Origin of the sequence: Labrenzia sp. THAF191a, assembly GCF_009363335.1 — a bacterium.
Taxonomy (GTDB): Bacteria; Pseudomonadota; Alphaproteobacteria; order Rhizobiales; family Stappiaceae; genus Roseibium; species Roseibium algicola.
The window spans coordinates 88,649-101,346 of sequence record NZ_CP045333.1 but is presented as its reverse complement, the minus strand read 5'-3'; the positions used below and the strand labels follow the sequence as shown (position 1 = coordinate 101,346).

Genomic DNA, 12,698 nt, shown 5'->3' with positions numbered 1-12,698 from the left:
TATGGCCGCTTGCGACTACTCGGCTTCGTCGGCTGGTGCGGCATTCAGCATGCCGTAGCGCTCGACGCCGATCTTCTCCAGAAGGTCGATCTGGGTTTCCAGGAAGTCGATATGGCCTTCCTCGTCGGACAGCAGCTCTTCGAAAAGCTGCATGGAAACATAGTCGCCTTCTTCGCGGCAGACATCGCGGGACTTGGCATAGGCCGTGCGGGCGTCATATTCGCCGGCAAGGTCTGATTCCAGCACTTCCTTGATGTTCTGGCCGATGCGCAGCGGTGCGACCTTCTGCATGTTCGGATGGCCTTCCAGGAAGATGATGCGGTCGACCAGCTTGTCGGCGTGCTGCATTTCCTCGATGGATTCTTCACGTTCCTTCTTGGCAAGGCGCGCAAAGCCCCAGTCGCTCAGGAGGCGGTAGTGAAGCCAGTACTGGTTGATGGCGCCGAGCTCCAGAAACAGAGCTTCGTTCAGGCACTCAATGACTTTTTCATTCCCTTTCACGGCAGAGCCTCCTTATTGCAAACCGATCTTTGTTTAGAATTATTCTAGAGTAATTCACGGCAGGCGCAAGGGTCCATTGTGCACAGAAGTGTAACTTCCACTGGTTACACCCCGAAACAGCGAATTGAAACCGATCACATGCGCTTTGACGTTTTTCCGGGAGCGGAGAGCAAGGTTCGGAGCCGTAGACACCTGGCCTCACTCAGACCTCACCGAAAGCGGGGGCCGTGGCTCCAGCAGGTCAGCGAGTAGCGAGTGCCCTTGGTCACGGGTACCACCCTGTGCAGCATGAAACTGGCAAACAGCGTTGCACAGCCCTGTTCACGCGATGCGGCCATCACCTTGTGTCCAAGGCTGATTTCCAGCGCGCCACCTTCATAGTCCTGTGAAGGGGAAAGCTGGGTGACGATGGTTGCCTTGCGGAATTGCGCGATCGGGCCTTCGCCGACATCGGAATGCCAGTCGTAATGGCCTTCTTCACTTTCGTCGTAGATGGCGACCTGCAGTTTCTCCCGAAACTCGGTGATGTCGAAATCGAAAGCCTCGCGGTTGGCCTTTGCAACGGCGGTCATCACGCGGTTCAAAACCCATCCCGCTTCGCCTTCGTCATCAAGCCAGCTGATTCTGGCCCGGCGGATGTCACCCTGCTGCTTGCCCCCGACGAGGCCGCCCGTATCCTGAGCTTCGGCCCGGCTCAGGCGGATGATTTCATCGCAGTCCTCTTGAGAGAAGAGTGCGTCATAGGAATAGGTGAACATCGAGGCTCAGATCCAAGGAATGGGTGCGCTGTTCAACATCCAAACCGGACAAACTGCAACTGTTTTCTTGAGCCGGGAAAGAACTATTTCCGGGGGCTTTCGAACGCAGCGGCAAGAGCCTTCTTCATAACCGTGGGAAGGGCTTCGGTTTCAATGACTTCCGGGGCCGACCACCAGGCACCGTCAAGCAGTGGAGTGGTGTCTGCCGTAAGGTCGGCGCGATAGACCGTGAGCCGCAAATGGAAATGGGTGAAGGTGTGTTTCACTTCCACCGGTCGCTGCTGCCAATCCGCGTGAAACGGTGCGAAGTCTGGAGCCGCTTCAGAGCAGAAATCCTCTGCCCATTCGGTCCCCGGCACTTCGCTCATCCCGCCAAGCAGGCCTCTTGGTGGGCGGCGGCGCAACAGCACGGCCCCCGTCGCCGCATCGACAGCCACGAAAGCAGCACCAAAACGGGTGGGTTTTTCCTTCTTGGGTGCTTTGCGCGGCAGTGTTTCGGCAAGGCTTGAGGATTGCACCTTGCAGATAGATCGCCACGGGCAGAGCGCGCAGGCCGGACGTCTGGGCGTACAGATGGTCGCGCCAAGGTCCATGACCGCCTGCGCGAAGTCACCGGGCCGTTGGTCCGGTGTCAGGCCAGCCATTTTCGCCTTTATTTCGGGTTTGGCGTCCGGAAGCGGTGTTTCGATCTGGAAAAGTCGTGTCAGCACCCGCTCCACGTTGCCGTCGACCACTGCCGCGTGCCGGTCAAACGCGATGGTTGCGATGGCGGCAGCTGTATAGGGGCCGATGCCCGGCAGCTTCAGCAATGCGTCTTCGTCTTCCGGAAAGCGGCCGTTGTGATCGCGGGCAACGGTTTCGGCACATTTTTTCAAATTGCGCGCCCGCGAGTAATAGCCAAGGCCCGCCCAGGCTTTCATGACGTCTTCTTCAGCCGCGGCGGCAAGATCGGTTACGGTTGGCCAGCTTCGCGTAAACTTCGCGAAATAGTCTTTGACGGCGGCAACGGTCGTTTGCTGAAGCATGACTTCGGACAGCCAGATCCGGTAGGGATCGGGGACTTCGCCCAGTAGGCGGTCTTCCGGGGAAACCCGCCAGGGCAAGCGCCGGGCATGACGGTCGTACCAGTCGAGAAGCAGTCGGGAAGGGGAAGCAGACGCCATGAGATCAGCAGAACAAGTGGTGTTGATATGAAGCAGCAAGCCTTGGATAGCCTGGGGACAACTTGGCTGATAAAGGCAGTGCGGTGAGGTTGGGGAAAGTATTCGTCGTCATTTTGTCGTATTCTATTGAGACACAACACCCCAATCCGGAAAATGGCCGGCAAATCGCCGCACCTTACATCTGGATGAGGAGGTAGGCTATTAGCGCTACAAAGGCAAATCCCGTGCACGCCTCGAAGGGGGTGAAATCGCTGGCCGATCTTGTCGGCAAGGCGATGACGCCTGTTTGCCGGAAGCGTGGATTTGCGTCCGTCGATATCATTGCCTCCTGGGCCGATATTGTCGGTGAGCGTTACGGCACGCGCGTGCAGCCGGACAGGCTGATCTGGCCGCGGCAGCCTGAACGCGGCGATCCGGAAAACCCGCCGGAACCGGCGACGCTGGTGGTGCACACCGACGGGGCGACAGCCTTGATGCTGTCTCATGACAGTGCCCAGGTGATCGAGCGTATCAATACCTTCTATGGCTGGCGGGCCATCGGTCGCATCAAGATCTTGCAGAAGCCGGTTCTGGTGAAGCAGCCCGTGCGCAAGAAGCCCTTGCGCGACTTGACGCAAACCGAGGAACAGCAGCTCGAAGCGCGGCTGGAGGGGGTGGAGAACGACCGCCTGCGGCAGGCGCTCAGGAAGCTTGGCGCCCAGGTTATTGCCCGCAGCGCAGAAGATGCGGCCTGACGGCCCACGTTACTTCTTCCAATAACAACTCTGTGAAACCGGCATTGGCAAACGTGCCGCCAACTTTGGCATGATATCGAAGAACTCAGGATTTCCCTTGTGTTGGTGTCGATGGGTCAAGGGTGGCTGCCAGTATTCGATAGCCTTTGACCGTCCTCGCTCCTGCCACATTTGATAAGCTTTGTTGACGCCGCCTGCCCGAGAGGGCACAGAAAGCGGCAAGCTGGTTCATCCTGCATTCAGCTGAACGCAAATAGGGTGGCCCGGTATCAATTAAACCGATCGGCCAGGATATCCGACAGGATGTGCTTCGATCCACGCACCGGCCGGTGCAGCGCTTGATTAATGTGACAGGACGATCTTCGTGACCCAGACCCGTAGACAGTTTCTCAAAACCACTGCCCTGGCGACGGCCGCATTCTGCCTTGCCGGTTCGAGCTTGGCTCTTGCGCAGGCAGTCGACCAGGACGAGCTGGTCAAACCCGGCCCGCTGGGCGACAAGATCCTTGGCGACGAAAACGCGCCGGTCACGATTGTGGAATACGCATCCATGACCTGCGGACATTGCGCCAATTTCCATGAGCGTACCTATCCGGCCCTGAAGGCCGACTACATTGATACCGGCAAGGTTCGCTTCATTTTCCGCGAGTTCCCGCTGGATCCGGTTGCGGCCGGCGCATTCATGCTCGCCCGCTGCGCTCCTGCGGACAAGTATTTCGAGATTGTGGACATCATGTTCGAACAACAGCGGACCTGGGCGTTTACCGACAATCCGTACCAATCCATGCTCGACTTTTCCAAGCAGATAGGTTTTACAAAAGAGTCCTTTGAGGAATGCTTGGGGAACCAGGGTCTGCTCGACGCCATCGATGCGGTGAAAAACCGCGGTGCAAACGAGTTTGGCGTGAACTCCACCCCGACGTTCTTCATCAATGGCGAAAAGCACTCGGGGGCGCTTTCGATTGAAGAGATGGGCAAACTTATTGACGCAAACCTCTAGACTGGCGGTCTGTCCGCCGGTCTGTTCGGTATGCGCCGATCAATCCCGTGATCTTCAGGTGTCCGTGTCCAGGAGGCACGGGCGCCAATGAAATTTTCCAAGCTCCGCATTGTCGGTTTCAAATCCTTCGTCGAACCGATGGAGTTCATCATCGGCAACGGCCTGACCGGTGTGGTCGGGCCGAATGGCTGCGGCAAGTCCAATCTTGTCGAGGCCCTTCGCTGGGTGATGGGCGAAAACTCCTACAAGAACATGCGTGCGTCCGGCATGGACGACGTCATCTTTTCCGGCAGCCTGAACCGCCCGGCGCGCAACACCGCGGAAGTGACGCTCTACCTGGAAAACCAGGACCGTACGGCGCCTGCCGCCTTCAATGATGCCGATGCGCTTGAAGTCAGCCGCCGTATCGAGCGCGAGCAGGGCTCCAACTACAAGATCAACGCCAAGGATGTGCGTGCACGTGACGTGCAGCTTCTGTTCGCCGACGCATCCACAGGTGCCAGGTCACCTGCCATGGTGCGCCAGGGGCAGATTGGCGAGCTGATTGCCGCCAAACCGACCTCCCGCAGGCAGATCCTGGAAGAAGCCGCCGGTATCTCCGGTCTGCATTCGCGCCGGCATGAGGCGGAAATTCGCCTTCGCGCCGCAGAGCAGAACCTGGAGCGGCTGGAGGATGTCCTCGTTCAGATCGACAGCCAGCTCGACAATCTGCGCCGCCAATCTCGCCAGGCCTCGCGCTATCGTAACCTGTCGTCTGAAATCCGCGGGGCCGAAGCCTCGATCCTCTACATCCGCTGGACCGAGGCGCGCGATGCACTGGGAACGGCCGAAAGCCATTTTGCCGAAGCCCAGAAGCAGGTGAACGAAGCCACCGGTCTGCAGGCGGAAAGCGCCCGCATCCAGGCTATCGCCGCCCACAAGCTGCCCGAACTGCGCGAGGATGCGGCCAAGGCGGGCGCCACATTGCAGCGGCTGGTGATCGCCCGCAACGAACTGGACGCGGAAGAACGGCGGGTAAAGGAAAAGCTTCAGGATCTGGAGCGCCGCCTGGTGCAGCTGGCGGAAGATATCCGGCGCGAACAGTCCATGGTGTCCGAGAACGACGAGGTTCTGGAGCGCTTGTCGGAAGAACGCGCAGAGCTTCTGGAAGAAAACGAGATGGTGCAGGAGCGCACCGAAAGCGCTCGTGAAAAGGTGGCCGAGGCCGAAGAGACCGTGGGAAAGCTGGAGAACCAGTTGTCCGACCTGACCGCTGCCGAAGCGCGTGCAACCGCCGAACGCCGCCAGTTGGAGCGGGCAGTCGCGGAAAGCCGCCAGCGCTCGGACCGGTTGTTAGCCCAGGCGCAGGACGCTCAAAAGGCTCTGCAGGAAATCAACGAACGCATGGCCGAACAGGACGGCGTTTCCGAGAACCGGGAAGCGCTGGAGATGGCCGAGGAAGCTCTTCTGGAGGCGGAAGCTGCCGCGGAAGAAGCCGAAACCGCGACCCGCGAAGCGCGCGAACAGGAACAGTCCGCACGTGGACCCGTTGGTGATGCCCGCCAGATGCTGCAGGGCCTCGAGACAGAGGCAAGGACGCTGGAGCAGGTGCTGAATGTTCACTCCGAACAGGATCACACGCCGGTTGTCGAGCAGATCCAGGTGGAGCAGGGCTTTGAAACGGCTCTGGGGGCGGCACTTGGTGAAGACCTTGATGCCTCACTTGAAGAAGCTGCTGCTGTTCGCTGGGGGGGTGTCCTCTCTCATGATGGCGATCCGGCCTTGCCGGCAGGAACCCGCAGTCTGGCCGAGGTGGTTGAAGCCCCTTTCGAGCTGAGCCGCCGCCTGCGCCAGATCGGCCTTGTCAACCAGACCGACGGGCCAGGCCTGCGCACGACCCTGAAACCGGGGCAATGTCTGGTTTCCGTGGAAGGCGACCTGTGGCGCTGGGATGGCTTCGTAATCGCGGCCAATGCGCCGACACCGGCGGCACAGCGCCTGGCGCAGAAGAACCGCCTTGCTGAACTCGGAGATGAAATCGAGCAGGCCCGGCGCGAGCTTGAGGATCGTCAGCAGGCACTGGAAGGTGCCGCTACAAGGGTTCGGCAGTCCGTCGAACTTGAACAGATGGCCAGGGGCAAGGTTCGTGACGGCCAGCGTCAGGCAGCCGCGGCGCGCGAAGCCCTGGCTGCGGCGGAAAGGGCCGTTTCTCAGTTCGCCGCCAAGCTGGAAGCTGCGCAGGACCGGGCACAGCGTCTTGGTGAAGAGGCCGAGCTGGCACGTGAACAGCTGGCAGAGGCCGAAGAACGCCTGGAAGAAGCGCCAGACGGAACCAGCTATCGCGATCGTATCGAAGAATTGCAGGGGCAGGTCGCGGCCGCGCGCGGCGCCCTGGCCGAGGCAAGGGCCGTTGCCGAGGGTCTTGCCCGCGAACAGCAGATGCGCGACAGGCGGCTTGAAGCCATCGCCCGGGAATATGACGGCTGGAAGACCCGTGCTGCCAATGCCGCCCAGCAGATTTCAATATTGCAGGAACGGCGTGAAGAAGCGGAAGAAGAGCGGGCCGAGCTGATCGAGGCGCCCGAAGACATCGAGATCAAGCGCCGCGACGTGTTTTCCGCCATTGCCAAGGCAGAAGAGGAAAAGAAGGCGCGCGACGATCAGCTTCAGCAGGCGGAATTGGATCTTGCCGACGTCGACCGTGCAGCCAAGGCCGCGATGGAAGCAATGGCGGGCGCACGAGAAGAGAAGATTCGCGCCGAGGAACGGCTGGAAGCCGCCCGCGACCGCAAGCAGAACCTGGAGCGGCGGATCGACGAGGACCTGGAGGTTGCGGTAACGGCATTGCCGGAAATCGCGGGTCTCAAGGACGGCGCACCGCTGCCGGATCCCGATTCCATGGAGCGCAAGCTGGAACGGCTGAAGGCGGAGCGCGAACGGCTTGGCGGCGTCAACCTGCGCGCGGAAGAAGAGCTGCGCGAAATCGACGATCAGAAGACCACGCTGACCTCGGAGCGTGATGACCTGATCGAGGCGATTCGTCGTCTGCGAACAGGGATTTCGAATCTCAATCGCGAGGCGCGCGAACGTCTGCTCGCCTCCTTCGAGATCGTCAACGGTCATTTCCAGCGCTTGTTCACTCATCTTTTCGGCGGCGGCACGGCGGAGCTCCAGCTGGTCGATTCAGATGATCCGCTGGATGCGGGGCTGGAAATCATTGCGCGCCCTCCCGGCAAGAAGCCACAGACCATGACGCTGCTGTCGGGTGGTGAGCAGGCGCTCACGGCCATGTCCCTGATTTTCGCGGTGTTCCTGACCAACCCTGCGCCGATCTGCGTGCTCGACGAGGTCGATGCACCGCTGGATGACGCGAACGTAGAGCGTTACTGCGATCTCCTGGACGAGATGGCCAAGAGCACGGAAACCAGATTTGTGGTGATCACGCACAATCCGATCACCATGGCGCGCATGAACCGTCTCTTCGGCGTGACGATGGCCGAGCGCGGGGTTTCCCAGCTTGTTTCGGTCGATCTGGAGACGGCAGAGCGATTCCGCGAAACTGGCTAAGATTGCGTCTGGTGCGGCACTGCCGCGAAAACCTTATGCAACTTAGGTCTGGCTGATTCTGTGGAAACAGAAAAGATCTATATTTTTCAAATGGATAGAGTTTAGTGCAGGCTTCTTGACACGGCATGAGGTGCCGACTATGGTGCGCGCGGCTTAGGGGGCTCCCCAGTTGTCGGATCAAGCATGTCGGCGCAAGCTGAGGACTTAAGAACATGTCTTCGCAAAACGGCGATAACAAGGATCGGGCGGTTGGTTCCCCGGAAGCAGGTCTGTCGGAACGGCGGGCTCAATTGAACCGGAAGCTTGATGACATAAGGGTGGTTGAAGAAAAGACCGCTCGGAAGTCGCAAAGCAGCTCATCCGGATACGCGCAGGCAATGAAACTCTCTTCGGAGTTTATCGCCGGCGTGCTGGTGGGGGCCGGGATTGGTTGGGTTGCCGACCAGTGGCTTGGGACGTCGCCTTTCGGGCTGATTGTCTTTCTGTTGCTGGGTTTCGTAGCCGGGGTCTTGAACGTTCTGCGCGCGGCCGGTGTCGTCGAGCAGCCGGATGCCAAGGTCCAGCGCGAAAAAGACGTTCAGAACGACAGATCGAAATAGAATTTGTCGCGCCTTCTGGCGCATTGATATGAACGAACGAAGAAGGCTGGCCGGTGGCGAACGATCCGATCCATCAGTTCCATATCCAGACGCTATTCCCGATTGAAGTCGGGGGCATGGATTTCTCTTTTACCAACTCTTCGTTGTTCATGGTTTTGACCGTGGCGGCGACGTCTGCATTCCTGATTTTCTCGACAAGCGGCCGCGGACTCGTTCCGACCCGCCTGCAGTCGATTTCGGAAATGGCGTATGAGTTTGTTGCCGGAACATTGCGAAGTTCAGCAGGAACGGAAGGGATGCGTTTCTTCCCTCTCGTGTTCTCGCTCTTCATGTTCGTTCTGGTTGCCAATCTGTTCGGGATGTTCCCGTACTTCTTTACCATCACCAGCCACATCATCGTGACCTTCGCCCTGGCGATGCTGGTGATCCTTACCGTGATCATCTACGGCTTCATGAAAAACGGCATGAAGTTCCTCAAGCTCTTCGTCCCCAGCGGCGTGCCCGGTGCACTGATCCCGCTCGTGACGCTGATCGAGGTGATCTCGTTCCTTTCGCGCCCGATCAGCCTGTCCGTTCGTCTTTTCGCGAACATGCTCGCCGGTCACATCACGCTGAAAGTGTTCTCCGGATTCATCGTCAGCCTTAGCGCGATGGGTGCGGTCGGTATCTTCGGATCCATTCTCCCTCTCGGAATGACGGTTGCCCTGACGGCTCTGGAATTCCTGGTCGCGTTCCTGCAGGCATACGTCTTCACCGTTCTGACCTGCATGTATCTGAACGACGCCATTCATCCTTCACACTGAGGGTAACCCAATCACACGGCCATTGCGCCGCGAGTGAGCAATCTGCAAACACCATTTAGGAGCACGTGTCATGGAAGCAGAAGCAGCAAAATACATCGGTGCCGGTATCGCATGCCTGGGCATGGGCGGCGCAGGCATCGGCCTTGGCAACATTTTCGGTAACTACCTCGCAGGCGCTCTGCGCAACCCGTCCGCTGCTGATGGCCAGTTCGGCCGTCTGATCTTCGGCTTCGCCGTGACGGAAGCTCTGGGCATCTTCTCCCTGCTGGTGGCTTTGATCCTCCTGTTCGCTTAATCGCTAAACCTTAGCGACTATCGATGCGACTCCGGTGGCGGCGCTCTCTAGCGCCGCCCAGCCGGATTTAGGAGACTGGAAATGGCAGGCCAAACTCACTCGACCACAGAAGGCATGCACGAAGCCATAGAAGTGCCGGCCGCAGAGCATGGCGCGGGTTTCCCGCCTTTTGACAGCACCACATTCGCCTCCCAGCTCTTGTGGCTCGCGATCACGTTCGGCGTGTTCTACTGGATCATGAAGAATGTGGCCGTTCCGCGGATCGCAGGCATTCTGGAAGACCGCAGGGACCGTATCGCCGGTGATATTTCCGAAGCCAACCGGCTGCAGGAAGAAACCGACGCTGCGATCGCAGCTTACGAGCAGGCGCTGGCCGAGGCCCGCAACAAGGCTCATGGCATTGCCCACGAGACGCGGACCAAGCTCAAGGCAGATCATGAAGCTCGCCGCGAAAAGGCGGAAGCCGAGCTGAACGGGAAGCTGAAAGCGGCTGAAGCACAGATCGCTGCAACCAAGACCGATGCCCTTTCTCAGATCGGGGATATTGCCGGAGAAACCGCTTCAGCGCTCGTTGAGCAGCTGATGGGCAAAGCTCCGACCAAGACCGACCTGACCAAGGCGCTCAAGTCGGCGATGAACTGAGGAGACCGTCATGGATGCTACATTTTGGGCCCTGATCGGTCTTATCCTGTTCTTCGTCGTGATTTTCTACGTCAAGGTTCCGGCCAAGATCAACGGTTCACTGGACGAACGCGCAGAAACCATCCGCAAGGAACTGGAAGACGCACGCAAGATGCGTGAAGAAGCCCAGGCTCTCTTGTCCGAGTATCAGCGCAAGCGTCATGAAGCCGAAAGCGAAGCGGAAGCCATCATCGCAGAAGCCAACTCGGAAGCCGAGCGCCTTACGCTCGAAACCAGCCAGGCTCTGGAAGAAATGATTGCTCGCCGTACCAAGGCTGCGGAAGACAAGATTGCACAGGCCGAAAGCCAGGCAGTCGCCGAAGTCCGTGCCAAGGCCGCTGACATTGCCGTTGCCGCTGCCGAGGAAATCCTTGCAGCGAAGGTGAAGGATAAAGTCGCCGACGACATCCTCGCCAAGAGCATTGAGCAGGTGAAGGAGCGGCTGAACTAAGTTCGGTCCACTCTGCTGACGAATTGAAGAAGCGGCCTTTCGGGGCCGCTTTTTTGTTGCGGCAGGCAATGCGCTCGATAATTGGCACTAATCGGCAGCGAACTCCATTCCCGGTTGGCCTTGACGCTTTGGAAAGCATGGGAGTGTCGCTGACTTGCGGCGTATTTCCTGCCGTCCAGACCGACCCCGTTATGTCCGGAACCTCAAGACCCTGCAGCCAGCCTGACCGGCTTGAAACTGAGGCGATGATGAACGGTCGGCCCGTGGCGTTCCAGGGCTGCCTGGTGTTGCGGCACGCCATACCCCTTGTGCTGGGCAAACCCGTAGTCCGGAAAACTGGCGTCGAGGTGAACCATCATCCGGTCCCTTGTCACCTTCGCAACGATAGAGGCAGCCGCAACGCACAGGCAGCGGCCATCGCCCTTGATCAATGCCTGTCCGGCCTGTTTCAGCCCATGCGGCACATCTCGGCCGTCGACAAGAACGTAGTCGGGAACAAGTGGCAGGTGATTGACGGCCCGCACCATGGCCAACAGGGTCGCGGTGCGAATATTGACAGCATCGATCGTTGCCGGTGAGGCGCTGGCGAGCGAGACATGGGCTGTAGCAACAATCTGCTCGAAAAGCTCTTCTCGCCGGGCTTCGGTCAGTTTCTTGGAATCATTGAGGCCAACAGGTATCCGGTCGTAATCCAGGATAACCGCGGCCGTGACCACGGGCCCAGCCCAGGGGCCGCGACCGGCTTCGTCAACGCCGCAGAGCCGACCGTCAAAGGATTTCGCGTGCTTGCGCTCAATGGCAAGGTCCGGGCTATCGGGAAAGGCAAGATCGAAGAGGGAAGGGCTGAACGTCATGAACAGCACCCTGCCGTCCGGCAGCAAGTTTCTCAAGATCTGGCTTCAAAACAGGTCCAATTGCACACCGCCTTTTTGCGGCTGGACGAAGGCCTCGGTGTTGAGCTTTCGGCGACGCAGATTGAGGCCAAGACGTTTTGCCCCCAGCGAGAACCGTTTGGCAATCTGGTCGGCATAAGGACCTCTCCCGCGCATGCGCTCGCCCCATTTGGCGTCATAGTCCTTGCCGCCGCGCATGGCGCGGATCAGGTTCATCACATGGCGGTAACGGTCCGGACGCTCTCGCAGCAGCCAGTCCCGAAAGAGTTCCGACACTTCCAGGGGAAGCCGTAAAAGGATGTAGGCGACCTCCGTCGCGCCATGCTCGGCTGCCGCTTCCAGAACGTTTTCAATTTCGCTGTCTGTCAGGGCCGGGATCACAGGCGCCATCATTACGGACGTGGGAATGCCCGCCTCGGAGAGAGCCCGGACGGCCTCAAGCCTTTTGTGGGGTGCAGACGCACGCGGCTCCATGGCCCGGCAGAGCTTCTTGTCGAGCGTCGTGACCGACAAGGCAACCTTCACCAGATTTCGTTCTGCCAATCTCGATAGAATGTCGATATCTCGCGTGACCAGGGCGGACTTGGTGACGATCGCAACCGGGTGGGAGCAATTGTCCAGCACTTCCAGGATCTCACGCATAAGCTTGTAGCCGCGTTCCATCGGCTGGTAGGGATCAGTATTGGTGCCGATGGCGATCACGCGCGGCTGATAACCGGGGCGGGAAAGTTCACGTTCAAGCAACTGGGCGGCATTGGGTTTGGCAAACAGCCTGGTTTCGAAATCCAGGCCCGGAGACAGCCCCATGAACGCGTGGCTCGGTCTGGCGAAACAGTAGATGCATCCATGTTCGCAGCCCCGGTAGGGATTGATGGAGCGGTCGAAGGAAATATCCGGCGACTCGTTTCGGGTGATGATTGTGCGCGCACGCTCTTCCTGAACCTGGGTTTTCAGTGGCGGCAGGTCTTCAAGGGTTTCCCAGCCATCGTCAAAACATTCACGAGTTAATTTCTCGAAGCGGCCGGAGGCATTGAGCGCAGCCGCGCGGCCTCGCCGCCTGTGCTCGGCAACGGAGTGGACATCGGGTACAAGGCCGGCTGCGTCGGCTGGTCGTGAAATCTCATCGGGGGGGCTGAAGGGCACGCGAGAACGTCCAGGTTACGAAATGGAACATAACAAGAACATTATCACGACGCCAACGCGACGCAAGATGCTGTTTACACCTTGTGGGTTTTCGCCTTCAAAAGATGGTGGACTTCAGACCAGGCTGGAAT

At 59.3% G+C, this 12,698-nt stretch carries 13 protein-coding genes; 8 read left to right on the top strand and 5 right to left on the bottom strand.

All coding sequences use genetic code 11. From position 1 onward, the window contains the following. Positions 1 to 15 precede the first annotated feature (15 nt). From bfr to mutY, 3 genes are all read right to left on the bottom strand, one after another. Entirely contained in the window at positions 16 to 501 is a 486-nt protein-coding gene (gene bfr / locus FIV05_RS00485; RefSeq protein WP_023001976.1) for a bacterioferritin, read from the bottom strand. 209 nt (positions 502 to 710) lie between these two features. Beyond that, the gene (locus FIV05_RS00480) at positions 711 to 1,259 is read right to left on the bottom strand and encodes a 2OG-Fe(II) oxygenase (protein ID WP_152508307.1); all 549 of its coding nucleotides are present in this window, start codon (positions 1,257 to 1,259) and stop codon (positions 711 to 713) included. A gap of 83 nt (positions 1,260 to 1,342) precedes the next feature. Then, positions 1,343 to 2,422 carry an A/G-specific adenine glycosylase gene (mutY, locus tag FIV05_RS00475; RefSeq protein WP_152508306.1) on the bottom strand — a complete coding sequence of 360 codons (1,080 nt, stop codon included), beginning with the start codon at positions 2,420 to 2,422 and terminating at the stop codon, positions 1,343 to 1,345. 224 nt (positions 2,423 to 2,646) lie between these two features. Here mutY and FIV05_RS00470 point away from each other — a divergent pair, with 224 nt between their 5' ends. The 8 genes from FIV05_RS00470 to FIV05_RS00435 all read left to right on the top strand — a co-directional run bounded on the left by FIV05_RS00470 (position 2,647) and on the right by FIV05_RS00435 (position 10,531). Next, positions 2,647 to 3,156: a DciA family protein gene (locus FIV05_RS00470; RefSeq protein ID WP_152508305.1), complete on the top strand. Its 510-nt coding sequence runs from the start codon at positions 2,647 to 2,649 to the stop codon at positions 3,154 to 3,156. Positions 3,157 to 3,520: 364 nt separating this feature from the next. After that, positions 3,521 to 4,156, top strand: coding sequence for a thioredoxin domain-containing protein (locus tag FIV05_RS00465; protein WP_023001972.1), 636 nt, complete (start codon positions 3,521 to 3,523; stop codon positions 4,154 to 4,156). 87 nt (positions 4,157 to 4,243) lie between these two features. Beyond that, positions 4,244 to 7,702 (top strand): chromosome segregation protein SMC, encoded by a 3,459-nt coding sequence (gene smc / locus FIV05_RS00460; RefSeq protein WP_152508304.1) that lies wholly within the window; start codon positions 4,244 to 4,246, stop codon positions 7,700 to 7,702. Between the two features lie 212 nt (positions 7,703 to 7,914). Then, entirely contained in the window at positions 7,915 to 8,301 is a 387-nt protein-coding gene (locus tag FIV05_RS00455; RefSeq protein ID WP_023001970.1) for an AtpZ/AtpI family protein, read from the top strand. A gap of 53 nt (positions 8,302 to 8,354) precedes the next feature. Then, the gene (locus FIV05_RS00450) at positions 8,355 to 9,104 is read left to right on the top strand and encodes a F0F1 ATP synthase subunit A (RefSeq protein WP_023001969.1); all 750 of its coding nucleotides are present in this window, start codon (positions 8,355 to 8,357) and stop codon (positions 9,102 to 9,104) included. Between the two features lie 70 nt (positions 9,105 to 9,174). Next, positions 9,175 to 9,399, top strand: a complete 225-nt coding sequence (locus FIV05_RS00445) for a F0F1 ATP synthase subunit C (RefSeq protein WP_006935776.1) — start codon at positions 9,175 to 9,177, stop codon at positions 9,397 to 9,399. A gap of 81 nt (positions 9,400 to 9,480) precedes the next feature. Then, a complete protein-coding gene (locus FIV05_RS00440) occupies positions 9,481 to 10,041 on the top strand; it encodes a F0F1 ATP synthase subunit B (RefSeq protein ID WP_023001968.1) in 561 nt (186 codons plus the stop codon). Between the two features lie 10 nt (positions 10,042 to 10,051). Then, positions 10,052 to 10,531: a F0F1 ATP synthase subunit B gene (locus tag FIV05_RS00435; protein ID WP_023001967.1), complete on the top strand. Its 480-nt coding sequence runs from the start codon at positions 10,052 to 10,054 to the stop codon at positions 10,529 to 10,531. Positions 10,532 to 10,734: 203 nt separating this feature from the next. On the opposite strand, the gene FIV05_RS00430 is transcribed toward FIV05_RS00435, so the two are convergent. Both FIV05_RS00430 and FIV05_RS00425 read right to left on the bottom strand, forming a co-directional pair. Continuing rightward, positions 10,735 to 11,385: a ribonuclease HII gene (locus tag FIV05_RS00430; protein WP_152511762.1), complete on the bottom strand. Its 651-nt coding sequence runs from the start codon at positions 11,383 to 11,385 to the stop codon at positions 10,735 to 10,737. A 45-nt stretch (positions 11,386 to 11,430) separates the two neighbouring features. Continuing rightward, positions 11,431 to 12,543, bottom strand: a complete 1,113-nt coding sequence (locus tag FIV05_RS00425; protein WP_286202319.1) for a PA0069 family radical SAM protein — start codon at positions 12,541 to 12,543, stop codon at positions 11,431 to 11,433. Positions 12,544 to 12,698 lie beyond the last annotated feature (155 nt).

Excerpts from the sequence above, each read along its gene's own strand:
- FIV05_RS00480 (WP_152508307.1), bottom strand. The coding sequence starts at position 1,259 with ATGTTCACCTATTCCTATGACGCACTCTTCTCTCAAGAGGACTGCGAT.
- mutY (WP_152508306.1), bottom strand. The coding sequence starts at position 2,422 with ATGGCGTCTGCTTCCCCTTCCCGACTGCTTCTCGACTGGTACGACCGT.
- smc (WP_152508304.1), top strand. The coding sequence starts at position 4,244 with ATGAAATTTTCCAAGCTCCGCATTGTCGGTTTCAAATCCTTCGTCGAA.
- FIV05_RS00455 (WP_023001970.1), top strand. The coding sequence starts at position 7,915 with ATGTCTTCGCAAAACGGCGATAACAAGGATCGGGCGGTTGGTTCCCCG.
- FIV05_RS00445 (WP_006935776.1), top strand. The coding sequence starts at position 9,175 with ATGGAAGCAGAAGCAGCAAAATACATCGGTGCCGGTATCGCATGCCTG.
- FIV05_RS00440 (WP_023001968.1), top strand. The coding sequence starts at position 9,481 with ATGGCAGGCCAAACTCACTCGACCACAGAAGGCATGCACGAAGCCATA.
- FIV05_RS00435 (WP_023001967.1), top strand. The coding sequence starts at position 10,052 with ATGGATGCTACATTTTGGGCCCTGATCGGTCTTATCCTGTTCTTCGTC.
- FIV05_RS00430 (WP_152511762.1), bottom strand. The coding sequence starts at position 11,385 with ATGACGTTCAGCCCTTCCCTCTTCGATCTTGCCTTTCCCGATAGCCCG.